The following is a 24937-nucleotide window of genomic DNA, read 5'->3' on the forward strand; positions in this document are numbered from 1 at the left end:
ATATCGTTCAGAAGCCGATTCCGCAGATTTAAATCGTTCTATGGCCTATTTTCTTAAAGATAATGGCGTGCTTAAAGGAAATGTTGAGGAAGTACTCGACGTCTACTTTCATCATTGCTCAATCCAAGTTACATGCGCAGACCTTGGGCGTATGGCACTTGTACTTGCTTTTGACGGGACAGACCCAATAACAGGTATACATTTAATTCCTCGTCAATATGTTCAAATCGCCAAAACGTTTATGGTTACTTGTGGGATGTACAATGCTTCTGGTGAGTTCGCAATTGAAGTAGGATTACCCGCGAAGAGTGGCGTGGCCGGGGGAATTCTTACGATGGTTCCAGGGAAATATGGCATAGGTATAATTGGACCTGCATTAAACCCTAAAGGAAACAGTATAGCTGGCGTTCATTTACTTGAGACAATGTCCCGTGAAATGGATTGGAGCCTATTTTAAACAACATAATCAAACTAAGATAGCCAACTAAATTTGTGATAACAAAAACAAAGGAGCGCGAACAATTGTTCACGCTCCTTTATACATAAAAACTTATATGTTACTTATTGTTATTGCTCTTCAGATAAAAAGAATGCGTAGATCCTCCAGCTGTCATCATTCATCTTTTTCAACAAGTAGATGCCATCGTTGGATACATCCGTCTTACTTGTTTCACCATCTTTATCAGTTGATATTGAATAAGCACCTTTTGTTGACTCTACTATAGCAAACCGGTCTGTCTTATCAAGAACTGTTAATTGTTGCTCACTAGTTATTTGGAAGCCAATGTTGACCCCTTCACTTACTAACCCAATGAGTCCAGCATTATACTCAGCATCTACAGCTAATTCGTAGCCTGTAAAATACTTTTCAGACAATTTTTCCAGTTGATCAAATTGCTTCGAGTTAATGATTTCGATAGCCTCTTTCTGTGAATTCAAAACGTTATCAAAAAGAACTTTGTCCGTTGGCAAATCACTCATTTGCAAATCGAGTGCACGTTGCAACATAACAACAGCCTCAGCACGTTTCGCGTTTGAGAACGGTCTAAACTCTTGCTCCGTCACCCCGTTTACAATTCCTATCTCATACGCAGAAGCAATCGATTCTGTAGCATAATAGTTAGGAACATCGATAAAGGATGTCTCACCCAACTCTTTATTAAAAGATACGGAATTTTGGAATGCTCTTACAACCATCGTAGCAATATCACCACGATTAATGAATTTATTAGGCTCAAATTGAGACTCTCCAACACCATTCACTACACCGAGTGAACTTGCAATCCGAATGGACTCGTAATACCATTCATCCTCTGTAACGTCAGTAAATGACTTACCTGCTTGATTGCTCTTCAATGATAGTGCTCGAACTAACATAGTAACAAATTCAGCTCTTGTAACGCTTTTTTCCGGCTTTACAGTTACAACACCATTATAATCCTCATAACCTTTAAGTAAATCTGCTGATACAAAATTATCAAGTTCATTGTATGCCCAGTGCTCCTCAATATCTACAGGGAAGTACATTTCCAGATCAACCGGCTCTGCCCCATAAGTCGTAGTAGCTTGTGCTGGAAATAATAGTGCGACAGCTAGCGTAAACGGTAAAATTACTGAAAAAATCTTTTTCAATTTGATGTTCCCCTCTAAGAAAGTAATAATTGCATTCAAGTAGAATATCTAATTGAGGAAGTACTGTCTAGCGGTAAAATGTGGACAGACGTTTACTCATTTAATACGAACTGCGATTTTACTAATTTTCTAAAAAACCCATTGTGACGAACAAGTTCGTCATGGGACCCTTTCTCTATAATTCGACCATCCTGCAAAACAATAATTTGATCTGCTTGTTTTATCGTATTCAATCGATGGGCTATAACAAAGCTTGTGCGTCCTTTCATTAATCGTTGCAGTGCCTCTTGAATTTTTATTTCCGTTATCGTATCAATACTGCTTGTGGCTTCGTCCAATACGAGAATTGTTGGGCTTGCAAGAATGGCTCGAGCAATCGCAATCAACTGTTTTTGACCTTGGCTTATACCCGCTCCGTTCAGCTTCAATCTTGCCTCATAACTCCCTTTCATTCGCATAATAAAAGAATGAGCATTCGCTTGAATAGCAGCTGCCTCAACTTCTTCATCAGTTGCTTCTAATCTACCATAACGAATATTTTCTCGAATTGTCCCTTCGAACAGAAATGGATCTTGCAAAACAAAGGCCATATGACTACGTAAACTTTCTCGTTGTACCTCATTAATATTGTAATTATCTATTTGAATCTGCCCAGAGAGCGGCTCGTAAAACCTACAAAGCAATCCAATTAGTGTTGTCTTACCCGCTCCAGTAGGTCCTACGAAAGCGACAGTCTCCCCTTTTTTTGCTGTGAAACTAATATCTCTTAATGCATCACTCTCTGTACCATAAGCAAATGATACATTTTGAAACTCCACTTTTCCTTCTATATTATGTAGCTTTATAGTGTTCTTTTCATCGGCTTCCTCAATTTCTTCATCCAAAATATGAAATACTCGCTCAGCACCAGCTATTGCAGATAGTAACGTATTCCACTGATTTGCTAAGTCATTCAAAGGACGCGTAAATTGTCTCGAAAACTCCGCAAATATAACGATAATGCCTATAGTAATGGATGAACCTTCCAATATTAGTAATGCGCCGATACCAGCAATAAGAGCAAAACTTAAGTTGTTTAGCCCATTCATTAGCTTTGGAATGAATCCAGATATCGTCTGAGCCCAAAATCCCGAGGCATGGATACGTTCATTACGAATTCTAAATTGCTCAATAACTGTTCGTTCTTGTGAAAATGCTTTGACAATACGTTGACCCGACAAGGTCTCCTCCACAAAACCATTCATATCTCCAAGATTGCGTTGCTGCACCCTAAATAATTGACCTGTCTGACTCGTAATCCACTTCATACCCAATATCATTAGTGGTACAACAATAAACGTAATCAATGTAAGAATAGGACTAAGCGTTAACATGACTCCAATAATACCTACTAATAAAAGAACGCTTGAAAATAATTGGATGAAGGAACTATTGAGTGATGAACTTACATTTTCAATATCATTCGTAACACGGCTCATTAGTTCTCCATGCTGACGTTTCCCGAAAAAAGGAATAGGGAGCTTGTGCATATGGTTAAATAAATCTCTACGCATCTTAGTAATTGTTTGCTGTGAAATTTCAATCATCCATATGTTCTGAAGCCACATTGTAATTGCATGAAGCGCATAAACAACAGCCATCCAAATCAAATACGGGATAAAACCACTATTATTCTCATGAAAAAAATGATCGATTGCTGTACCAGCTAAATAAGGACCCAGCAATGAAAAAATCGTACTAACAACGATCATTGCAACGACTAAAATAAGCTTCGAGCGATGTTGGATCAAATAACCCCATATTCTCTTCAGAGTTCCGATTGCATCTTTCGTTTTGGGCTTGCGCTTAGGTGAAACACTATTCTCGTTAGATCTCGAGTCACCTTCAGTAGCACTGGGACGGGAATAACAAAATGGCTCCTTCAATTGTTTAAGCATTTGACACTCCCACTCCACCAAATTGAGATATATAAATCTTGTAATAAAGCTCGGAAGTGCGCATTAATTCTCCATGTGTCCCGTAAGCTAGCAGTCTGCCATCATCGAGAAGCAAAATGGCATCCGCATTTATAGTCGAACTAACCTTTTGAGTAACTAGGAATGTCGTACATTGAATTTCCTTTAATGAATCAAGTAGCGCTCTCTCCGTATGTACATCAAGTGCGCTTGTACAATCATCTAGCAACAATATTGTCGGTTGTCGTATTAAAGCTCTCGCTATCGTCAGCCTTTGCTTCTGTCCACCCGAGAGATTTACCCCTTTTTGTCCAATCATAGAATCATATTGCATCGGCAACTTCATTATCGTATCGTGAATTTGAGCCTGGCGAGCAGCCTTCATTATCTCCTCTAATGTAGCGTCATCCTTGCCCCATCGAATATTATCCGCAACTGTTCCTGAAAACAGCATGATATCCTGTGGGACATAACCAATTCGTTGTCGCAATCGCTCAAGCTTAATTAATCTATTATCAGCACCATCAATCGTTACAATCCCGTCTTCAACATCATACAGACGGGGAATAAGTTGGAGGAGTGATGACTTCCCTGACCCCGTTGCTCCCATTATCGCAATCGTTTCTGAAGGAGCTGCTCTGAAGCTGATGTTTTCCAAAACAGGGATCTCTCCCTCTGAATAACGGAATGTGACATTACTAAACTCTACCTCTCCAAATTCAAGCTTTGAATTTTCATCTTTATTCGTATCTTTTAAATCTATTTCTGTTAAAACAATTTCTTCTACTCGCTGTGCTGATGCTTTCGCCTTAGAAAAGTTTACTACGAGCATAGACATTAGAGATAACGCTCCGGTTGCTCTCGTCATATAATTCAGGATAGCTACAATTTCTCCAACTGTAGCATCATTGGCATCCAGTTCTAAGCGACCGAACCAAAGAACAGCAATAACGCTTGCATTCATAACGAGAAGAATAATCGGCATCGTTAACTCAGTCAGCCTCATTGCCATTATTGTCCGATTCATAAGTTCTCCGCTTGCATTGCCGAAGCGGCTCGACTCATGCTTGATTCGCACAAATACACGAATAAGTCTCATTCCAATTAAACTCTGCTGCATGACTCCGTTCAATAGATCCAACTGTTGTTGTACCCCACGGAATAAGTTGCTTCCCCGCTTCAGTACCCAAACAAGAAATATAGCCAAAAAAGGAATAGCTGCAGCAAACCAAATAGCTAGTACTGGGTTTACGACAAAAGCCATTATAATACTGCCAACTACATATAAAGGTGCACGGAGCATAATCCTTAATCCCATAAATATCGTATTCTGCAATTGCATAACATCATTCGTTAGTCTTGTAATCATAGATGATTCAGGGAACCGATTAAAACTAGCATAGGAAAATGTCTGAACTTTCTCAAAAAGTGTTTTCCGCAGATCGAAGCCAAAGCTTTGACTAACATGGGCAGCGTAAAATGAACTAAATATACCTATTACAAATGCAAGGATGGAGCACACTAAGAGTGCACCTCCCCACATAAACACAACATTCAACTGATTTTGTTGAATTCCATCATCAATAATTTTTATCATCAAGTAAGGTTGCAGCAATTCCGTAACTAGCTCGATGAGCATGAGCAAGATAGCAGCGACTGCGGCAATACGATACTTCTTTAAATGTGAAAAAACGGTACTCATCTCTGCACCTCCCCAATTCATTTTAAATAAACTAATAATCGCTTTCTATCCCAGATTGATGGTATTATGCGTATATGTTGATTTCTGTTTTTATTATAACGCTCCATAATTGAATTTTCTCTCTTTGATTTCAACAACTGAAACTAGGGATACTATCTACTATTGAATAGGGATAAATTCCTACTTTTACCTCTTAAGTATTGAGTAACGAATCTAATTAGACTACTATTGGACTATATACATTTACAATTTATTAATATTTCCTATTCTTTCACTACATTGCAGGAGTTGAGAACATGAGCAACCGTGCACGTTCTATAGAAGATGCAGCTAAACAGTTCGTCAACACGTTAAGACATATTGTTGATGTCAACACGATCTGTATCTCCCTATATGACCAGTCGATGATCAATCGCGTTATTCACGCTTATAATAGAGAAGATATGTACATCGCAAGCGGTATGCCTATGCCAACTCTGCTAGCAGCTACAACGATGGAACCTCCAAATGGAAACACGATTATTGACATACCTAACCTATTGGAAGATGAGCGAACAGTCTCGTCTGAACTCGCCATTCAATACGGCTCACTTGCTATTAAAAGCCTTATTATATATAAAACTGAAAACAATGCACCTATCGGATCATTTAGTCTCATACATTCAGCACCATTTCAGTTATCACAAGTACAGCATGAAACGCTATTATCCATGTCTGCATTATTTGGGTATATGGTCGAATTAGAAAATGCAAGTTTAACAGACAGTTTAACAGGCCTCTACAATCGAAGATATTTGTCTCATCTCTTCAATAGCGGTTCGGACAAACTGTACAGCGTTTTGTTTATCGATATTGATGATTTTAAAGAGGTCAATGATATTTATGGCCATGATACTGGCGATGCTCTGCTACTAGAAATTGCTGGTAGGCTGAAACATAATGTTCGTAAAACAGACGTTCTCATCAGATACGGTGGAGATGAATTTTTAATTTGTTTCCAGCACTTAGTAGATGATCAGGATTTGAAGTTTGTATCAGACAAAATAGAGCATTCCCTTAAGGAACCCTACTCTATTGATGGTAAATTGATTAGCATTTGCGCAAGTGTCGGTGTTAGCTCCAGACAAGGCGGCGGTTCGACACTGCAAGAACTTATATCTGATGCTGACCAGTCTATGTACACAGTCAAAAATAACGAAAAGAACCAATGACGCTAAGCGTTCAAAGGTTCTTTTTTTATTTCCGAAGATTGAAATTGATTAAGATGAATTTCACAAATAGTACCTTGATTCGGCTTACTTCTAAACAATATCTTCCCATCCATAGCTTTCACTAAGCTCATAACGACCATAAGTCCTAGGCCCGTACCGCTTTCTTTTGTCGTAAAATATGGCATTCCAATCCGTTTCAACTGTTCACTGCTCATTCCCACCCCAGTATCCCTTATGAGAATTTGCACTTGATTATGTATAACTTGTGTGTGAACGGTCAGCAAACCGCCATTTGTCATAGACTCAATCGCATTTTTCATAATATTAAGCATACATTGCTGAAACTGTTTTGGCTGAGCATTTATGAATGGCTCCATCTCAGACATATGATGTGTAACGATTGATATATTCATCTGTACGGAATAGGGCTGCAACCACTGAACTATACTATCTATCTCTTGCTTAACATCTAACCTCTTCGCAATCTCTATGTTTGGTTTGGAAAAATTCAAATATTCTGTAATGATCTTATTCGCATGATCTAGACCTTCCAGTGCATATTTGCGATATCGCTCGAAATTTTCTTTTGAGAGCTTATCCACATTCATTAGCTGAAGAAAACCTCGTGCTGTTGTCAGTGGATTTCTAATCTCATGAGAAATAGAAGCTGCTAATTGACCCACGGATTGATTCCTTTCAGATAAAATAAGCTCCCTGCGAAGGCGAGCCTGATTTTTTACGAAAAGGTACATGAATGGTATTAGTGGGGATGTAAGCAACGTTGCTGTAACAAGAAATCCCAATTGATTAAAAGGCAATAGTGGTTTTTGTAACCACTGTTCTATCGCAATAAATACAGCCATATAAGTAGAAACCGATAGAAGTGAAAACAAAGCCATACGGCCAAATGATTCCCAGCGCAACTTTCGTATCAAAATAGTACCTAATACGATTAGCATTGTGCTGCTCGTGATCATCCCGATCGGCTCATTTCCGAATAAATATATACCACAAACTACAAACATAATATTGGCTAGCACGCTGGAGATGTAACCTTTTATAAAAATGGTCATTAATAAAAATAACGGAGTAAAAAGTAAGGAGAAAATTAATGGACCAACATCTTCAGTAGTTGCATATATGCCGATTAAAGCAAATCCTATTGCCACATAAAGAAATTGTCGTTGTCGATGCTGAAGTTTAAGTTTGGATATAAGGACTAGATAAGTAACACAAGCTGCAAAAATATATAACCAAACATGTATCAGAGGGCTCCATAACGATTCAATCACATACGCCAATCCCTTCATGCGTAATTCTATTGAAGTTATTCTCATCATTTATTATCTATTTATTCGACATTTATCAAAATATCCCTTCTATAAAATTTCTAGTTTCTGTTTGTTCTTCATATCCTTATCTAAAAGATCATACATATGGTATGAAACGTATTTACCTATTCGGAGGGATGATTGATGAAGCAAGATGAGATGCGCGAGCTAGAGCGAGCCATCGATGAGATTACTGAAATTGCTCAAGGCTTCGGCCTTGACTTCTATCAAATGCGTTATGAAATATGTCCTGCTGACATTATTTACACGTTCGGTGCATACGGTATGCCTACTCGTTTCAGCCATTGGAGCTTCGGCAAAACCTTTAATAAGATGAAGATGCAATACGATTTTGGCCTAAGTAAAATTTATGAACTCGTCATCAACTCTAATCCTTGTTATGCCTTTTTGCTGGAAGGAAACTCACTTATCCAAAATAAATTAATTGTCGCGCATGTATTAGCTCATTGCGATTTCTTTAAAAACAATGCACGTTTTGGTGTATCTAATCGCAATATGGTGGAGAGTATGTCCGCTACCGCTGATCGAATCCATCAATATGAAATGCTGTACGGTTCTGAGGCAGTTGAGAAATTTATTGATGCTATTCTTGCAATTCAAGAACATGTTGATCCAACACTAATTAAACCGTATCAGCTGGACAAAAAACGGTACATTGAAATGAACCAAAAAGAAAACGATCGTTCATCAGGACAATTGCCGAACACCAGCTTTGAAGATTTGTGGGACCTTGATTTAGATGCTGCCGCGGAAGCAAAAGCACTAGCGGAGACACAGAAGGCAGAGGCTAAACGTTTTCCTCCTAAGCCGGAGAAAGACATTATATGGTTCATAGAAGAGTATTCCCCTATTCTTGAGGACTGGCAACGCGACATACTAACGATGCTGCGCGATGAGATGTTGTACTTCTGGCCACAGATTGAGACGAAGATTATGAATGAAGGCTGGGCTTCCTATTGGCATCAACGCATCTTGCGCGAGATGGATTTGACAAGCGATGAGACCATTGAGTTTGCTAAACTTAATTCATCCGTCGTTGTCCCATCTCGAAATAGTCTTAATCCATATTATTTGGGTTTAAAGATATTTGAGGATATTGAACGTCGCTGGGACAATCCAACGAAAGAGGAGCAAGAGCGATTCCATCGTGTTCCTGGCAAGGGGAAAGAGAAAATTTTTGAAGTGAGGGAAAATGATTCAGACATCTCATTTCTTCGCAATTATTTAACAAAAGAACTTGTGGATGAGCTGGATCTTTACATCTTTGAGAAAAAAGGACCTGAGTGGAAAATAACAGATAAGTCATGGGAAAAAATTCGTGATCAATTGGTATATTCCAAAGTAAATGGTGGTTTTCCTAGCTTGCTCGTCAAAGATGGTGACTTTAACCGGGTAGGCGAGATGTATTTGATTCATCAATTTGAAGGAACAGAGCTTGACCTCAAATATGTGGAACGTACACTTCCTTATGTAGTACAGTTGTGGGGGAAAAATGTTCATCTCGAAACGATTGTCGAGGATAAACGGATCGTATTTTCCTGTGATGGAAAGAAGACAAGTCGAAAGTTCCTGTGAACTTCGTTTTGGCAGAATAAACGGAGGGCTCCGATGGAACCCTCCGTTTATTTTTAATATAGTGTAAAATTATCAGAAACTAAACAACCTATTTATTGGAACTTTCAAATCATTGAATATAACTGATTGGATTGATTCCTGCTCCGTATACAAATGACTCACCTGGTAACTGCCTTCCTTCATTGTATATACATGAACCGTTCGATTACCAGGATCCACGATCCAATATTCCTGAACGCCATACTTTTGATATAGGTTAAACTTCTCATTAAAGTCTTTCAATGCAGTGGAAGGAGACAGAACCTCAATGATTAAAGTAGGCGCACCGTGACATCCGCTCTTGGATATTTGGTCCTTGGAACAAACAACTGAAAGATCTGGTTGAATGACATGCTCTGGTGCTTCATACTCTTCACTTTCACTGAAATACACATCAAAAGGAGCAACAAACACATAGCATCTCCGATTCTGAAGGAATGTCCTCAAAGCGAAATGAAGCTCTCCTACAATAAATTTATGCAGTGAGGTAGGAGCTGGAGTCATGTTATAGGCTTTGCCGTTAATTAACTCCCACGTTCCGTCCCATGTCAACCAATCTTGATAAGTATGGATTTTCTTCTCATCTGGATTTGACACAATGTTCGACCTCCTTCTGATTTTTCGTGTGAACTTTTACTAATTGTACCATGATCAAACGGATGTTTGCTAATTTTCACTCGCTCATTACAAACAATATTATCTGATTATTAATAGTGTTTCATCTATCTCGCAAATTTTGACAGAGGGTTTAACAATGCCATCTTTCATAAAAAGCAATTTACATCTTCGGATTCCCTTATCCAAAATAAGTTGATTATTGCTCATGTCTTTGCCCATTGGATTTTCTTTAAAAACAACGCCCGTTTCTCTAAAACGAACCGAAACATGGTCAAGAGCATGACGTCAACCGCAGAACGGATTCGAGAATTTGAAATTACTTACGAAATCTTAGCTGTGGAGCAATTCAGCGACGCCGTCCCTTCCATTCAGGGGCATGTAGATCCTTCGATTGTGAAGCCTTACCAAATGCCTAAATATGCTTATATGTCTTCCTTGAAGAAACAAAAACCCTCCACTTCAACAACGTTACAAACGCCATATGATGATATTGGGTTGCTGGAAATCTCGAATGATATGGCAGTTAATCAAGATCAACGCATCTTGCGCGAGATGGATTTGACAAGTGATGAGACCATTGAGTTTGCTAAACTTAATTCATCCGTCGCTGGGACAATCCAACGAAAGAGGAGCAAGAGCGATTCCATCGTGTTCCTGGCAAGGGGAAAGAGAAAATTTTTGAAGTGAGGGAAAATGATTCAGACATCTCATTTCTTCGCAATTATTTAACAAAAGAACTTGTGGATGAGCTGGATCTTTACATCTTTGAGAAAAAAGGACCTGAGTGGAAAATAACAGATAAGTCATGGGGAAAAATGTTCATCTTGAAACGATTGTTGAGGATAAGCGCATTGTATTTAGCTGTGATGGAAAGAAGACAAGTCGAAAGTTCCTGTGAATTCAAGCAAAAAAACTTACCATCCCTTATTGGATTACCGGCCTGCATAGTGGCAGTCGATTAAGACAAACATAAGCCGGAAACCAAATTCAACGCAGAGAGGGATGTTCGCACAACATGAAAAAAGCAGGAATATTAACTATTATCTTTGCATGTTTTACATTCGTATTTGCACTGCCGGCCGCTAACGCAAATAACTTGAATGCTTCGCCTCCAGCTGGGACGGTAGACACGAATGTGAACCCTAACACGAACAAGATGAACACGACGTTTACACAAGACATCAATCGTGGATACAACAACATGAAATATGATGTCAATCGTGCAACAGACCAAATCGGTACCGATATCAATCGTGCTACTAATCGCGCAGAAACAAACTTGAATCGTGGTGCTAATCGTGTTGAAAATGGAGTGACTCGTCCATTATCAGTACGTGATTACGATGCTTACAATACTGACACTCATCGTACTAAAATGATGAATAACGGAACATATCGTACAACAGCTACAACTACACCTACACGCGGTTTTAGTTGGGGCTGGCTTGGATTGATTGGCTTGTTTGGCCTTGCTGGTATGAGAAGTCGGGATCGCGATCGCGTATAAACCAATACTTTCAAATTAGTATGATATAACAAGAAACCTTCAGCAATGACTGCGATAGTCATTGACTGAAGGTTTCTTCATTCATTAGACTAATTTCTCGTTAGTGAATGAGCAATAGCTCTCGCTAGTGCAGAAATGTCTTGTTCGTACATTTGCACATTATAACCTTTAGCAGCCCGTACATTTACTGCTTTTATCTTTTCATGCAGTTCCACATCGGAAGTAACATAATAGTTATACTCCGGATACTGCCACTGCAGTGCGGAATACACTTGCTTCTCGATTATTTTTCGTTTGCCAATATTGTCGATCCCGATTCCTACCAACACTTCAGAGTAACTCATGGCGATGTCGGCGTTCTCCACACCAGGAACTTGCTCAACAATTCGCACAAGCTGATCACGGTTAATGCGACCTTCACCCATGTTGCTTTGACTTCGCATATGCAGCTTATTTTTATCTTCTGGAACAGTCTTATGAGCAGTATAAGGCAATCTAGTTGGGGACACAAATGTATTAGGCTTTACTGTGCCTTGTCCTTCGTTATTTGCCCCACCCATACCGCAGCCGCCCGAAACAACTAATATTCCGCCTAATAATAGTGCAGACACAGCTCTCTTTACATGTAATTGCATCCTTAAGCACCTCCGTATATGTATTAACATTTACAGAGGATACTTAAATATACATAATCGCCGAGACCGCCTATTATTCGGATTGATTTAACCCTTTCAAATCCTTCGTTACTTTATCCACCATCTGTACAAATGAAGCCAGCTCTTGTGAACGAGCTGCTTGATTTCTTGCTTCTATTGATGTTTGCTCAGACTCATGACGGACATCTCGCAGCTTCTTCTCAATTTCCGATAACTTCGTCTGAATTCCTTCTAATGCATTTCGCGATGATGCGGCTAGCTTACGCACTTCATTCGCCACAACCTCGAACCCTCTGCCATGTTCTCCCGCCCTAGCAGCTTCAATTGCTGCATTCAAGCCAAGTAGATGCGTCTGGTCAGAGAGCCCGCGTATCAGGGTTCCCATTTCGTTAATACCATCAAGTTCTCCACGCAATTCTCCTAATAAGGTGTGAGTCTTATCTTGAGATTGCGAAGTAGATATTGCGGTTGCTGCAATGACCTGTGCACCATTATCCAGCTCTACCATCAAAGAGGCAAGCTCTGAAACAGCATTTGTCACTGTAACTAGCATCGTAGAACGTGAATCGGCCAGCTCCTGAATACGATATTGTTCATGTTGATTGTACGCCTCAAGTACAAATTGTGCATCCAGGTTAAACATCTTCGTCAGCGCATATACGACTGTTTGCCATTTATCAGGTATAACACGCCTTAATACATCAGTTGCAATATCCAAATACGACATATAAGCACCTAAATACCAGTCTGTCGTTAGGCCAATTCTGGAATGAACCGCTCCGATTCGAATTCTATTATCGATAAAAACATGGTCTATAGTGCCATCAGCAAGTGACAGCCAATACACTCTTTGTGTTTCTTTTAATCTTTCCACATTACTTACCTTTGCAATGATGGCAACTAATTCCGGTTGATCTTCTATTCTGTCATAAAACCGATCTACAACCTCATCTACTATTTTTTGAAAAACAGGCCTGTAGCTTTTCAGCAATTGTAAATCCTGCTCACCAATTCCGGTATAATCAAGTTGTTTTCGACGATCTGTAGTTACGTTAATCAATGGAGTACGTCCCCTTCTACAATTTAAATTATAATATGTATTCTATTATATCGACATTGTACTAGATTCAGGCAAGCCCTACATAGCTTTTCATTATTTTAAATAAAAAAAAGAGCCTTTGCCCGGCTTTCGGACAAAGGCTCTTCCCTCACTAACGGTTAAGAAGACTTCCTACATATCTTAGCAACTCGTTTGCACAGACCGGGCAGTAGAGATGCTCATCAATTAATCGTTTAGTTACTTCATTAATTCGCTTCAACTGACTTTCGTCAGGTGTTTTTGTTGATGTTGTAATTTTCACAATATCTTTTAGATCGGTGAATAATTTTTTCTCAACTGCTTCACGCAGCCGTTCATGACTGGTGAAATCGAACTTCTTGCCCTTACGCGAATAGGAGGATATCCGGATCAAAATTTCTTCACGGAATGCTTTTTTCGCATTTTCCGATACCCCAATCTGCTCCTCAATGGAGCGCATAAGTCTTTCGTCCGGATCCATTTCCTCACCAGTCAACGGATCTTTAATTTTCGCCCAATTGCAATAAGCCTCGATGTTATCCAAATAATTTTCGAAAAGTGTTCGTGCAGATTCCTCAAAGGAGTATACAAACGCTTTTTGAATTTCTTTTTTTGCTAAGCCATCATACTCCTTACGTGCGATCGAAATAAAATTCAAATAACGCTCGCGTTCATCCTTTGTAATAGAGGGATGCTGATCCAGTCCATCTTTGAGTGCTCTTAGTACATCAAGCGCATTAATACATTGCATATCGCCCTTTATGAGCGCACTGGAGATACGGTTAATTACATACCGCGGGTCAATGCCTGACATGCCTTCTTCAACATATTCATTTTGCATTTCTTTGAGATCTGCATCTTTGAACCCTTCAACCTCTTGGCCATCGTATAGACGCATTTTTTTGACCAGATCCATCCCTTGCTTCTTTGTCTCTTTAAGTCTAGTCAGAATGGAGAAGATGGCTGCTGCTTTTAATGCATGAGGAGCGATATGGATATGACGCATATCGCTGTGCGAGATCAGCTTAGCATATATTTTCTCCTCTTCCGAAACTTTAAGATTGTAGGGAATCGGCATAACAATCATACGTGACTGGAGCGCTTCGTTCTTTTTGTTGCTAATAAATGACTTATACTCGGATTCGTTAGTATGAGCAATAATAAGCTCGTCGGCTGAAATTAATGCGAATCTGCCCGCTTTAAAATTCCCTTCTTGAGTAAGTGAGAGCAGGTTCCACAAAAACTTCTCATCACATTTCAGCATCTCCTGAAACTCCATGAGACCACGATTCGCTTTATTTAATTCCCCATCGAAACGATAAGCCCTCGGATCAGATTCAGAGCCAAATTCCGTAATCGTCGAAAAGTCGATACTGCCCGTTAGATCAGCAATATCTTGTGACTTAGGATCAGACGGACTAAAGGTACCGATTCCTACTCGGTTATCCTCTGAAATAAACACCCGCTCCACCAGCACATTTTCGATATCAGCACCATATTCGGTTTGCAGCCTCATTTGACAAGATGGACATAAATTCCCTTCTATACGAACACCCAACTCTTTTTCAATTTCAGGTCTCAGCTCATGCGGAATAAGATGAAGCGGATCTTCATGCATTGGACAACCTTTGATAGCATACACTGCCCCACGCTGTGTTCTTGAAAACTTTTCGAGACCTTTCTTGAGCATTGTAACAATTGTCGACTTCCCCCCGCTGACTGGTCCCATTAGTAACAATATCCGTTTGCGCACTTCAAGTCGTCTGGCAGCAGAGTGAAAATATTCTTCAACCAACTTTTCCACTGCACGATCCAGTCCGAATATTTCTTGCTCAAAAAACTTATAAGACTTATTACCTCCTACTTCCTCAACCCCATATGATTCGATCATTTCATAAACACGCGCATGGGCAGTCATTGCAGGGGAGGGATCGTTCCTCAATTGCTCCGTATACTCCTTAAATGTCCCTGTCCACGCCAATCGTTCACTTTCTGCCTGATATTCAGATACTCGCTTGAAAATGTCCATGCCTTGCCTCCTCCCATCGCTTCCGCTCTCCGCTATTCCTTCTCCGCTCGGGATTGATTCCAATCGATGACCACGTGGCCTAACTTTTTTTGAAGTATTACATACCTATGCTTATTCCACTAGGAAATTGACCACTTTTTTATTCTGCTATTCCTTAAATATCGACAATGAGCACTTTTCCTCTGGTATAATGAGGTCAACAATTTTGGAGTTGCGTATTTATGAGGAAGGAGGCAGCGAACTTGGCTGTCAAGCTTGAAGAAGAATTGTATAGTCCAATCAAAAGCTACTATGAACAACGGGGATATATTGTGAAGAGCGAGGTTATGCATTGTGATATGGTCGCCCTTCATCCTGAAAGAAATGAAACTGTCATTATCGAAATGAAAAAAACATTCAATTTAGCCTTGCTGCTCCAAGGAATTGAGCGTCTTCGCCTAGAAAATAATGTTGTGCTTGCTGTTGAACGCAATCGCAAAAAAAGCGGCGCAGTCAATCAGCGTTTCGGCGATTTAACTGAGCTTTGCAGAATGCTTGGCCTTGGACTAATGACCGTAACCTTTTTTAAAACAAAATCGCCGTTCATTGAATGGTTATGCGAGCCCGGAGAATCTCCACAAAGAGGTATGCGACATCGTAAACGAGATCGCTTGTTAACGGAATTTAAGGAACGCAGCGGCGATTACAACGTCGGGGGAAGTACGGGCAGGAAACTGGTCACTGCTTATCGAGAAAAGGCTTTACGCTGCGCCTATGCCCTTCAGAAGAAGGGTCCATCAGCACCAAGAGAGGTCGTTTCGTTTACAGGTTACAGTAAAAGTGGGAATATGCTCCGTAATAATGCCTACGGATGGTTTCAGCGAATTGAACGCGGCAAATACGCCCTGCTTCCACAGGGCGCTGAAGCATTGTTACACTATCAAGATGTATTAACTGAATGGATCGAAAAAATTAACTTCGAACCGTAAATTCTCCTATTGCTTCAATCAGGCGTGCGATACCTTGAACGGTGCGTTCGCCTTTATTATGTGAGTAGTTAAGCCGAGCTGTGTTACGCATAGGATTATCCGCATAGAATGAACTACCTGGTACAAATGCTACACCCTTTTGAACGGCATTACGAAGTAATGCTTCCGCATCCAAACCTTCAGGCAATTCTACCCAAATGAACATGCCCCCCTTAGGCATTACCCATTTCAAATCTGGCAGTGCTGCCTTTTGAAGCAGTCCATGCATCTCAAGCATCCGATCCCCATACTCCTTCGAAATGGAAGTAATATGCGCATCCAGATCAAAGTGACTTAGCAGCTGGCTTAATATTTGCTGATCCATCGTGCTGGAATGAAGATCTGCCGCTTGCTTCGCCTTCGCTACCATTCGTATTACTCTGCTGTCACCAATTGCCCAACCCGTTCGAAGTGCTGGTGCAACTGTTTTGGAGAACGTACTCGTGTATATTACAGATCCATCTTTCGCTGCGCCTTCAAGTGAAAACAGGGTCGGAAAGTGATCTTTTGCATTAAATTTAATATCTCCGTATGGATCATCTTCTATGATGAGCATCTCATATTGTTTACAAAGAGCGAGCATTCTTTTACGACGCTCCAGACTCCACACCCGTCCTGTTGGATTACCGAATGTCGGTACGGCATATAATAACCTTGGTTTATGCTTCCGGATTAACTCCTCCGCCACCTCAGGAATAATTCCATTTTCATCGCTGTCTGCAGCTATTACATTCAAGCCGTGTAGCGCGAACACTTGCAAGCTTGCTAGGTAAGTCGGCTTTTCGACCAAAATTGTATCTCCCGGCTCAGTTAATACACCAACAAGTAAATCAATCGCTTGCTGAGAACCAGTCGTTAATATCATTTCTTCTGGTGTTACTGCCATACCTTTGACAGCCATTCTTGAACAGAGATGCTCTCTAAGCGGAATATACCCTTCCGTCAAGCCGTATTGCAATGCACTAGGCCCTGCCAAAAGAACACGATCGGCTGCTTCACGAACTGCTTGAACGGGAAACATCTCCTCAGCAGGCAGTCCTCCAGCAAACGAAATCATATCTTTACCTTGAGTTAGCTTCAAAATATCTCTTACCGCGGAAGATTTTAACTGCGACACTCTTGATGAAAAACGGTATTCCATGGTTGTCTTCCTCCTCATACAATTCGCGTTACTTCATTAACTTTTTGCTACTTTCTTAAGTTCGTCTTAGCATACTCATATCCTCTATGTTAACAATGTGTTCACAACTTTTAAAGTTTTCTTTTTCGTCATGGTTGGTTATAATATAACTAGTTTATTGGAGGTGTCAAGAGAATGAACTTTTTGATCGTAATGACTGTTCTTGTATTGTTTCTTACCGCGATTCTAACCAGTTCCTATAACGATGATAAGACAAAAGGACTTTAATCCTTTGACCGCCAATCATGGAAAACAAATGAAGCTTCCCGACTAAGTATAACTTAGGTCTGGAAGCTTCATTTCGTTTTCTAAAGGCAATCGAATTAGCATTCAGTCAAAAGTTCTGACTAACGCTTCAAATAACCCATTTCTTCCATGCATTCTCCGCAAACATAGCGCTCTTTGAAATCACGCACTTCATTCATTGAACCACAGAATACGCATTTCGGACGATATCTTTCAAGAATGATGTGATCGCCTTGAACGAATATTTCAACGGGGTCGCCCTCGTTCATCAAATATCGTTTACGCAATGATTTCGGAAGCACAATACGTCCAAGCTGGTCTACTTTCCTTACAACACCTGCTGGTTTCATCAGTTTCACCTCTTTTATGTCTAGTTTGTTAGCAGTTAGAGAAACCTTTGCAATACTACTGTTTCGACAAAAATCGAGCAATTCCTTCCCGCTAATTTAAATTCCAATATTCACACAATTAGCGCAACCCCGGAAAGCCCACTTGTCTAAAAGCCTCATATACAACTATTGCTGCAGAATTCGACAAGTTTAAGGAACGTACGTTGTCTGTCATAGGCATTCGGATACAATTTTCGAGATTAGCTTCAATGATTTCTTGCGGCAAGCCCTTTGTTTCTTTTCCGAATACAAAAAAATCTTCGTCCCTATAGTGGAAATCCGAATACAGTTTTGTCGCTCTAGTGCTTGCGAAGAAAAACCCACTCTCCGGATATTTTTGCACTACCTCATTAAATGAATCATGGTAATGAACTTGAACGGAATGCCAATAATCAAGTCCAGCCCGTTTCAATGTACGATCATCCGTATCAAATCCAAGCGGCCTGACTAAATGCAGATGTGTTCCTGTCGCAGCACAAGTTCTTGCAATATTACCTGTGTTTGCTGGAATCTCTGGCTCTACTAAGACGATATGAAATGCCATGCCTCTAAACTCACCTCAAAACACTATGATTTAACATTCGCTTAACGTACCGTTAATCTTTGGCGAACTGTCTACCATCATACTATATAATATAGTAGGTGGCAAAGGAGCTAAGCAAATGCAGAAAAAAATATTAATTGTCGATGATGAACCTTCCATTTCCCTATTAATCGAATTTCACCTGAAACTAGCAGGTTTCGAGGTAAGATGCGTAAGTGATGGAGAAGCTGTTTTTGATATGTTGCAGCCTTTCCGCCCGGACCTCATCGTCCTCGATCTAATGTTAGACAAAATGGATGGTATGCAGGTTTGTCGTAAACTACGCGGGCAAAATAACGCAGTACCCGTAATTATGCTTACTGCATTACAAGATGTGTCAGACAAAATTGCCGGTCTCGATAATGGTGCAGATGATTATATGACAAAACCTTTTAGCCCGCATGAGCTTATTTCCCGTATTCAAGCTATCTTTAGAAGATTAAAAACGCTACCAAGTTCGACTGAAGACACCTCGTTCATTATCGGCGGACTTCAGGTTCAAGTTGCGCAGCGACAAGTTTATTTAGACGATAAACCAATAGAACTTACACCCAAAGAATTCGAACTTCTCTTATTTCTTTGCCAACATAAAGGAAAAGTATTAAGTCGCCAGCAATTGCTACACGGCGTCTGGGACTATCATTTCCTCGGCGATACTAGAATTGTTGATGTGCATATTAGCCACCTTCGGGATAAGCTAGAGAAAAATGCCCGGACACCACAATACATTAAGACCGTTCGCAACGTTGGTTACAAGATGTACAATTCTATTATTAATGAAACTTCAATGGCTTAAACGATAAAGAATGACTAATGATCCCTCTTATAACCCAGTACTCACTCGCTTTAGCATTGTAAAAACGCCCGATCATCGGTCTATCGATGATCGGGCGTTTTGTTATAAATTGAGCATTAACCGTTTTGTTTCTGGAAATGTGTCATAAATTGTGCAAGTGCTTGGCAGCTCTCAAGCGGAACTGCATTATAAGTGGAGGCACGTAGTCCACCTACATCTCGATGTCCCTTCAAACCAACAAAACCTTCTGCTTCCGATTCTTTAATAAATTTCTTTTCCAATTCTTCATTGCCTAAACGGAAAGTAATATTCATTAATGAACGACTTTGCTCCTGCGCACAGCCTTGATAGAAACCTCCGCTGCCATCAATTGCATCATAAATAAGTTTCGTTTTGTCGCGGTTGAATTGCTCAATTTGTGCGACGCCGCCCTTGCTCTTAATCCAGTTCAACATTAGACCGACCATATAAACAGAAAAAGATGGCGGTGTATTATATAAAGAATTACTTTTCGCATGTGTATCGTAACGTAACATCGCAGGAATCGACTTCGGGCTGTCTTTTGCCAAATCGTCCCGAATAATAACAAGCGTCACACCTGAAGGACCTAGATTTTTTTGTGCACCTGCATAGATAACTCCAAATTTACTTACATCTACCGGACGGCTTAAAATGTCGCTCGACATATCTACGATAAGCGGTATATCCCCCGTGTCAGGAAACTCATGGAACTGAGTTCCGCCGATTGTTTCATTTGAAGTCAAATGAAGGTATGAAGCGTTCGAAGGCACTACAATTTCTGAAAGACTAGGCATACGCATAAAATTGTCGGACGCTGTCGTAGCGGCAACAACTGTTTCTCCAATTAATTTTGACTCTTTAATCGCTTTATCCGCCCATGCACCTGTATGAACATATGCAGCTGGGTGTCCGTCACGCAATAAGTTCATTGGTAACATAGCGAATTGTGTGCTTGCTCCACCTTGAAGAAAAAGAACGTGATAGTTGTCTGGAATGCCATATAACTGACGTAAAAGTGACTGCGCCTCATTATTAACTTGCTCGTACGTTGGGCTTCTGTGGGACATCTCCATAATAGACATGCCTGCACCCTGAAAATCTACGAATTGCTCTTGAGCTTGCTGTAACACTTCCAAAGGTAATGCAGCTGGTCCTGCGTTAAAGTTATATGCACGTGTCATCCTTACGTCTCCACCCTTCTTCTTTTTGTATGATATCGATATAATAGCAATTTTGAACGACTGCATCAAGTAGAAAGTAAATAATATATGGAAAAAGTCGAACATACGGCTGACTTTCTTCATCAAATATTCGGATTTAGATTCTTGTATATAGAAAAGAAACGAGCCCGATGGGACTCGTTTCTTTATTTACTAGATTGAGATTAGCAACCGAAGTATAGGCTGAACTCATGTGGATGAATGCGGATTGCAACTGCTTTCGCTTCAGAACGTTTAAGTGCAACATAGTTATCGATGAAGTCTTGAGTAAATACGCCGCTTTCTGTAAGGAAACCGGAATCTGCTTCAAGAGCGTCAAGCGCTTCTTCAAGAGATGCAGGTACGCTGCGGATTTCTTTTTTCTCTTCTTCTGGAAGATCATAGATGTTTTTGTCGAATGGTCCGTATCCAAGTGCAACAGGATCAAGACCTTTCTTAATGCCATCAAGACCAGCAAGCAACATTGCTGCGAAAGCTAGGTAAGGGTTAGCCGTGGAATCCGGAGTACGGAATTCGATACGACAGCCTTTTGGCGTTACAGCAGCGATTGGAATACGAACAGCAGCAGAACGGTTACCTTTAGAGAATACAAGGTTAACTGGTGCTTCGTAGCCAGGTACTAGACGTTTGAATGAGTTTGTACTTGGGTTCGTGATTGCGATCAATGCAGGAGCATGATACAAAACGCCTGCAATGTAGCTCATAGCCATTTTGCTTAGGTTAGCGTACTCTTTGTTATCGTAGAACAATGGAGTGTCGCCATCGAAGATGGAAGTATGAACGTGCATACCGCTTCCGTTGTCACCGAACAATGGTTTTGGCATAAATGTTGCTACTTTGCCCCATTGACGAGCTACGTTATGGATAATGTATTTATATTTTAGTAGGTTATCAGCTGTTTTAGTTAGAGTATCGAAGCGGAAGTTGATTTCAGCAGAACCTGCAGTAGAAACTTCATGGTGATGACGTTCTACGCGAAGGCCGGATTCTTGCATCAAACGAACCATTTCGCTACGGATATCTTGTTGGGAGTCGAATGGAGCTACTGGAACATAGCCACCTTTTACAGGAATTTTAAAGCCCAGGTTGCCGCCTTCTTCTTTTTTGCCAGTATTCCATGCTGCTTCTTCGGAATCTACTGAGTAGTAAGAAGTGTGCATCGAGCTTTCATAGCGAACATCGTCGAAAATGAAAAACTCGGATTCTGGTGCAAAAAATGCTGTCGTACCGATTCCAGTTGTTTGCAAATACTCTTCAGCTCTTTGAGCGATACTACGCGGATCGCGATCATAACGCTGACCATCTGGAGTATGAATGTTACACATTACGTTTAGTGTTGGATGACTCGTAAAAGGATCAATGAATACGGAATCTGTATCTGGCATCATAACCATATCGGATTCTTCGATACCGCGGAAGCCAGGGATTGAGGAGCCGTCGAATGCTACGCCGTTCACGAAAGTATCAGCGTCAACCTCTGTAGCAGGCAACGTGATGTGATGAGCACCTCCGGAAAGATCTACAAAACGGAAATCTACGAACTGAATGTTATTTTCTTTGATTTGCTCCAAAACTTTTTGAACTGACATCTAAACTTCCTCCATTTCCGAACATTATTTGATGTTTGAGTATCCAATGTTCATAAAATCTCTCTAATCCATGTCGTTATTATAAAACTAGATTTCAACCTCCGTCAATAGCCATGTCAGGTATTTTTTTGTTTCATGTCAGGAAAACTAACAGCAATCTTATTCCAGTAAAAATGAGAGCGTTTTCGCGGGTATTCATAAAAAAACCGCCTCCCTTAACGAACGGAAGGCGGATAAATTTATTGATACTAGACGATTTTCCATTCCTTGAACGCTTCAGAAGGTGATTTGTCAGTATTAAATTCCTTGCCCACAATTGGGGCAAGCAACGCAAGATCTTTTAACAAAGCTGCAAACTGATCAGGGAATAACGATTGCACACCGTCACCGGTCATTGAATTGTCGGGATCAGTGTGCATCTCGACAATCAGCCCGTTAGCTCCTGCTGCTACAGATGCTTTTGACATTGGCTCAACAAGTTCACGACGGCCCGTCCCATGGCTAGGATCAGAAATAACAGGTAAATGGCTAAGTGATTGCAGTACTGGTATTGCCGTTAGGTCCAGCGTATTTCTTGTATATGTCTCAAATGTTCTGATGCCTCGCTCACAAAGCATGACGTTAGGATTTCCCCCCGCCAAAATATATTCTGCTGCATTCAAAAACTCATCATAGGTTGAACTGAAACCTCTCTTAAGCAGTACTGGTGTTTGAATTGTCCCCAATTTACGCAGCAAATCAAAGTTCTGCATATTACGGGTACCAACTTGCAAAATATCGGCGTACTCAGCACACACATCCACATATTCTGGTGTCATAACCTCTGTTATCGTTAAAAGACCGTGCCTCTTGCCAGCTTCAGCCATCATCACTAATCCTTCAACACCCACACCTTGGAAGCTGTAAGGTCCTGTTCTTGGCTTAAATGCACCACCACGCAGCACTTGTCCACCCGCTGCCTTCACAAGTCTTGCAATCTCATCGATTTGTTCTGCTGTTTCTACGGCACATGGCCCACCCATAACGACTAGGTTTTTACCACCAATTTGTACACCTTTAATATCTATAATTGTGTCGTCAGGATGAAAGTCACGACTTGCCAATTTGTAGGATTTAGAAATCTTGACCACGTTATCTACACCTTTCATTTGGCGCAGCTGCTCTGCAAGTGTCGGATCAGCATTTCCAATAATTCCGATTACTGTACGATCCGTTCCTACTGATACATGCGCCTGCACGCCAGCGTTTTCAATATGGGCAACAATTTCTTGGATACGGTTCTCTTCAATATTTGATTTTGTTATGGCGATCATAGTTATCTCTCCTTATATTATCCACTATTTATAATTTAATCAGGGTTTTGCTTCATTCCAATAAATCACTTTCGCGCTTTTATGCTTTTTGGCTTTTATGCTTTTAATCGCTAAAGTAAATATACCGAATTTCAAGCTACTAGTCAACCCCTTCTTTGCTGATTTGAGCTAGAAAAAAAAGCCTGCAAATCTATCGTTCCAAGTTGGAACGACTGATTTGCAGGCAACTAAGCCACTTATCACAAATAAATTTATGATGGATTAGTAGCTGTTTCCTTAGGCTCAGCTGATTTCACGCGAATATTAGGAAGCAGCTTGTTCATATTGACGGTTCTTACAATTTCCCATGTTGAAGGATCGCGGTAGTCATATTGTTCCAAATACGCAATAACTTCCTTCGTAAGTGGTGTAGGCGTAGATGCCCCTGAAGTAACTGCTACACGATCCAAACCATAAAGCCATTCTTGCTCAATTTCACTAACATCAGAAACTCTATAAGCCTTCACACCTGCGATCTCCTCTGAAACCTGTGCTAGACGATTAGAGTTATTACTGCGCGGGTCGCCAACTACTATACAAAGCTGTGCAGTACCTGCTTGATCAGCTACTGCCTCTTGGCGTACTTGAGTCGCCAAACAAATCTCATTATGCACCTCTGCGTGTGGATATTTCTCCACTAGCTTTTTTATAATGATGCGAATATCCCATTGGGACATCGTCGTTTGATTTGTAATAATAATGCGACCTTCCGGTACTTGAAGATGTTCAATTTCCTCTTCGGTCTCGATGAGATGAACAAGGTCCGGAGCAACACCAACTGCACCTTCAGGCTCAGGGTGATTTTTTTTGCCGATATAAATAATATGATAACCTTCCGCTGTTTTGTCACGGATTAGATCATGTGTCTTCGTAACATCGGGACATGTCGCATCAACGACAGATAATCCCTTCGCCCTCGCAAGTTGACGAACTTCTGGTGATACGCCATGGGCAGTGAAAATAACTGTTCCTTCTTGTATCTGATCCAAAATTTCGAGCCGATTAGCACCATCTAGCGTAATGACTCCTTCTTTCTCGAAGGCATCCGTCACATGTGCATTATGAACAATCATACCAAGAATATAAATAGGTCTTGGTAATTCCAAGTTTTTGGCCGTTTGCAAAGCAAGCACCATTGCATCGACAACCCCATAGCAATAGCCTCGCGGCGATATTTTCACTATTTCCATCTCTTGCACC

21 protein-coding genes and 1 pseudogene (1 of these 22 only partly in view) are annotated in these 24937 nt (G+C 40.6%); 7 read left to right on the top strand and 15 right to left on the bottom strand.

Annotation, left to right across the window (positions count from 1 at the left end; translation table 11 throughout):
* On the top strand, positions 1-457 hold the end of the coding sequence (gene glsA, locus MFF31_RS23350; RefSeq protein WP_238191464.1) for a glutaminase A. 500 nt of this gene lie to the left of the window's left edge; only the last 457 of its 957 coding nucleotides appear in the window; its start codon lies beyond the left edge, outside the window; it ends in the stop codon at positions 455-457.
* 110 nt (positions 458-567) lie between these two features.
* On the opposite strand, the gene MFF31_RS23355 is transcribed toward glsA, so the two are convergent.
* The 3 genes from MFF31_RS23355 to MFF31_RS23365 form a co-directional block, all read right to left on the bottom strand.
* Positions 568-1632, bottom strand: coding sequence for an S-layer homology domain-containing protein (locus MFF31_RS23355; RefSeq protein ID WP_238191466.1), 1065 nt, complete (start codon positions 1630-1632; stop codon positions 568-570).
* A gap of 92 nt (positions 1633-1724) precedes the next feature.
* On the bottom strand, positions 1725-3569 hold the full coding sequence (locus MFF31_RS23360) for an ABC transporter ATP-binding protein (RefSeq protein ID WP_238191468.1): 1845 nt from the start codon (positions 3567-3569) through the stop codon (positions 1725-1727).
* The gene (locus tag MFF31_RS23365) at positions 3562-5289 is read right to left on the bottom strand and encodes an ABC transporter ATP-binding protein (protein WP_238191470.1); all 1728 of its coding nucleotides are present in this window, start codon (positions 5287-5289) and stop codon (positions 3562-3564) included. Before MFF31_RS23365 ends, MFF31_RS23360 begins: the two co-directional genes overlap by 8 nt.
* 296 nt (positions 5290-5585) lie before the next feature.
* Between MFF31_RS23365 and MFF31_RS23370 the strand changes: the two genes are divergently transcribed.
* Complete coding sequence (locus MFF31_RS23370) at positions 5586-6500, top strand: GGDEF domain-containing protein (protein ID WP_238191473.1); 915 nt, start codon at positions 5586-5588, stop codon at positions 6498-6500.
* 2 nt (positions 6501-6502) lie between these two features.
* Here MFF31_RS23370 and MFF31_RS23375 read toward each other — a convergent pair whose 3' ends face one another.
* Positions 6503-7810 (bottom strand): ATP-binding protein, encoded by a 1308-nt coding sequence (locus MFF31_RS23375; RefSeq protein ID WP_248565559.1) that lies wholly within the window; start codon positions 7808-7810, stop codon positions 6503-6505.
* 165 nt (positions 7811-7975) lie between these two features.
* Here MFF31_RS23375 and MFF31_RS23380 point away from each other — a divergent pair, with 165 nt between their 5' ends.
* On the top strand, positions 7976-9427 hold the full coding sequence (locus MFF31_RS23380; protein ID WP_238191476.1) for a SpoVR family protein: 1452 nt from the start codon (positions 7976-7978) through the stop codon (positions 9425-9427).
* A 72-nt stretch (positions 9428-9499) separates the two neighbouring features.
* On the opposite strand, the gene MFF31_RS23385 is transcribed toward MFF31_RS23380, so the two are convergent.
* On the bottom strand, positions 9500-10063 hold the full coding sequence (locus MFF31_RS23385; protein ID WP_238191478.1) for a Uma2 family endonuclease: 564 nt from the start codon (positions 10061-10063) through the stop codon (positions 9500-9502).
* Between the two features lie 192 nt (positions 10064-10255).
* On the opposite strand from MFF31_RS23385, the pseudogene MFF31_RS23390 reads away from it, so the two are divergent.
* Both MFF31_RS23390 and MFF31_RS23395 read left to right on the top strand, forming a co-directional pair.
* Positions 10256-10887: pseudogene (locus MFF31_RS23390) on the top strand (SpoVR family protein); the annotation flags it as partial.
* 212 nt (positions 10888-11099) lie between these two features.
* Positions 11100-11591 (top strand): WGxxGxxG family protein, encoded by a 492-nt coding sequence (locus MFF31_RS23395; RefSeq protein ID WP_238191480.1) that lies wholly within the window; start codon positions 11100-11102, stop codon positions 11589-11591.
* Between the two features lie 89 nt (positions 11592-11680).
* Here the strand turns inward: MFF31_RS23395 and MFF31_RS23400 are convergent, their stop codons facing one another.
* The 3 genes from MFF31_RS23400 to MFF31_RS23415 form a co-directional block, all read right to left on the bottom strand.
* The gene (locus MFF31_RS23400; RefSeq protein WP_238191482.1) at positions 11681-12226 is read right to left on the bottom strand and encodes a YhcN/YlaJ family sporulation lipoprotein; all 546 of its coding nucleotides are present in this window, start codon (positions 12224-12226) and stop codon (positions 11681-11683) included.
* 73 nt (positions 12227-12299) lie between these two features.
* Entirely contained in the window at positions 12300-13307 is a 1008-nt protein-coding gene (locus tag MFF31_RS25270; RefSeq protein ID WP_282570574.1) for a globin-coupled sensor protein, read from the bottom strand.
* Between the two features lie 151 nt (positions 13308-13458).
* On the bottom strand, positions 13459-15354 hold the full coding sequence (locus MFF31_RS23415) for a PrkA family serine protein kinase (RefSeq protein WP_238191483.1): 1896 nt from the start codon (positions 15352-15354) through the stop codon (positions 13459-13461).
* A 221-nt stretch (positions 15355-15575) separates the two neighbouring features.
* Here MFF31_RS23415 and MFF31_RS23420 point away from each other — a divergent pair, with 221 nt between their 5' ends.
* Positions 15576-16322, top strand: coding sequence for a DUF2161 family putative PD-(D/E)XK-type phosphodiesterase (locus MFF31_RS23420; protein WP_309296695.1), 747 nt, complete (start codon positions 15576-15578; stop codon positions 16320-16322).
* On the opposite strand, the gene MFF31_RS23425 is transcribed toward MFF31_RS23420, so the two are convergent.
* From MFF31_RS23425 to trmL, 3 genes are all read right to left on the bottom strand, one after another.
* Positions 16306-17502, bottom strand: coding sequence for an aminotransferase-like domain-containing protein (locus MFF31_RS23425; RefSeq protein WP_238191485.1), 1197 nt, complete (start codon positions 17500-17502; stop codon positions 16306-16308). The two genes, MFF31_RS23420 and MFF31_RS23425, sit on opposite strands and share 17 nt — an antisense overlap.
* Before the next feature lie 386 nt (positions 17503-17888).
* On the bottom strand, positions 17889-18137 hold the full coding sequence (locus MFF31_RS23430; RefSeq protein ID WP_197936557.1) for an AbrB/MazE/SpoVT family DNA-binding domain-containing protein: 249 nt from the start codon (positions 18135-18137) through the stop codon (positions 17889-17891).
* Between the two features lie 118 nt (positions 18138-18255).
* Positions 18256-18720 carry a tRNA (uridine(34)/cytosine(34)/5-carboxymethylaminomethyluridine(34)-2'-O)-methyltransferase TrmL gene (gene trmL, locus MFF31_RS23435; RefSeq protein WP_238191487.1) on the bottom strand — a complete coding sequence of 155 codons (465 nt, stop codon included), beginning with the start codon at positions 18718-18720 and terminating at the stop codon, positions 18256-18258.
* A 118-nt stretch (positions 18721-18838) separates the two neighbouring features.
* Between trmL and MFF31_RS23440 the strand changes: the two genes are divergently transcribed.
* Complete coding sequence (locus tag MFF31_RS23440) at positions 18839-19555, top strand: response regulator transcription factor (protein WP_238191489.1); 717 nt, start codon at positions 18839-18841, stop codon at positions 19553-19555.
* 116 nt (positions 19556-19671) lie between these two features.
* Here MFF31_RS23440 and serC read toward each other — a convergent pair whose 3' ends face one another.
* The 4 genes from serC to MFF31_RS23460 all read right to left on the bottom strand — a co-directional run bounded on the left by serC (position 19672) and on the right by MFF31_RS23460 (position 24927).
* Positions 19672-20757, bottom strand: coding sequence for a 3-phosphoserine/phosphohydroxythreonine transaminase (serC, locus tag MFF31_RS23445; protein WP_238191491.1), 1086 nt, complete (start codon positions 20755-20757; stop codon positions 19672-19674).
* Between the two features lie 203 nt (positions 20758-20960).
* Entirely contained in the window at positions 20961-22385 is a 1425-nt protein-coding gene (gene glnA, locus MFF31_RS23450) for a type I glutamate--ammonia ligase (protein WP_238191492.1), read from the bottom strand.
* A gap of 248 nt (positions 22386-22633) precedes the next feature.
* On the bottom strand, positions 22634-23698 hold the full coding sequence (gene aroF / locus MFF31_RS23455; protein ID WP_238191493.1) for a 3-deoxy-7-phosphoheptulonate synthase: 1065 nt from the start codon (positions 23696-23698) through the stop codon (positions 22634-22636).
* A gap of 251 nt (positions 23699-23949) precedes the next feature.
* On the bottom strand, positions 23950-24927 hold the full coding sequence (locus MFF31_RS23460; RefSeq protein ID WP_238191494.1) for a 4-hydroxy-3-methylbut-2-enyl diphosphate reductase: 978 nt from the start codon (positions 24925-24927) through the stop codon (positions 23950-23952).
* Between the last annotated feature and the right edge of the window lie 10 nt (positions 24928-24937).

Origin of the sequence: Paenibacillus sp. L3-i20, from assembly GCF_022180385.2 — a bacterium.
GTDB lineage: Bacteria > Bacillota > Bacilli > Paenibacillales > Paenibacillaceae > Pristimantibacillus.

Coding starts and splice junctions, on each gene's coding strand:
- MFF31_RS23460 (WP_238191494.1), bottom strand. CDS start 24,927: ATGGAAATAGTGAAAATATCGCCGCGAGGCTATTGCTATGGGGTTGTC.
- MFF31_RS23430 (WP_197936557.1), bottom strand. CDS start 18,137: ATGAAACCAGCAGGTGTTGTAAGGAAAGTAGACCAGCTTGGACGTATT.
- MFF31_RS23365 (WP_238191470.1), bottom strand. CDS start 5,289: ATGAGTACCGTTTTTTCACATTTAAAGAAGTATCGTATTGCCGCAGTC.
- MFF31_RS23415 (WP_238191483.1), bottom strand. CDS start 15,354: ATGGACATTTTCAAGCGAGTATCTGAATATCAGGCAGAAAGTGAACGA.
- MFF31_RS23395 (WP_238191480.1), top strand. CDS start 11,100: ATGAAAAAAGCAGGAATATTAACTATTATCTTTGCATGTTTTACATTC.
- MFF31_RS23375 (WP_248565559.1), bottom strand. CDS start 7,810: ATGAAGGGATTGGCGTATGTGATTGAATCGTTATGGAGCCCTCTGATA.
- trmL (WP_238191487.1), bottom strand. CDS start 18,720: ATGGCATTTCATATCGTCTTAGTAGAGCCAGAGATTCCAGCAAACACA.
- MFF31_RS23400 (WP_238191482.1), bottom strand. CDS start 12,226: ATGCAATTACATGTAAAGAGAGCTGTGTCTGCACTATTATTAGGCGGA.
- MFF31_RS23380 (WP_238191476.1), top strand. CDS start 7,976: ATGAAGCAAGATGAGATGCGCGAGCTAGAGCGAGCCATCGATGAGATT.
- MFF31_RS23360 (WP_238191468.1), bottom strand. CDS start 3,569: ATGCTTAAACAATTGAAGGAGCCATTTTGTTATTCCCGTCCCAGTGCT.
- glnA (WP_238191492.1), bottom strand. CDS start 22,385: ATGTCAGTTCAAAAAGTTTTGGAGCAAATCAAAGAAAATAACATTCAG.
- serC (WP_238191491.1), bottom strand. CDS start 20,757: ATGACACGTGCATATAACTTTAACGCAGGACCAGCTGCATTACCTTTG.
- MFF31_RS23440 (WP_238191489.1), top strand. CDS start 18,839: ATGCAGAAAAAAATATTAATTGTCGATGATGAACCTTCCATTTCCCTA.
- aroF (WP_238191493.1), bottom strand. CDS start 23,698: ATGATCGCCATAACAAAATCAAATATTGAAGAGAACCGTATCCAAGAA.
- MFF31_RS23420 (WP_309296695.1), top strand. CDS start 15,576: ATGAGGAAGGAGGCAGCGAACTTGGCTGTCAAGCTTGAAGAAGAATTG.
- MFF31_RS23425 (WP_238191485.1), bottom strand. CDS start 17,502: ATGGAATACCGTTTTTCATCAAGAGTGTCGCAGTTAAAATCTTCCGCG.
- MFF31_RS23370 (WP_238191473.1), top strand. CDS start 5,586: ATGAGCAACCGTGCACGTTCTATAGAAGATGCAGCTAAACAGTTCGTC.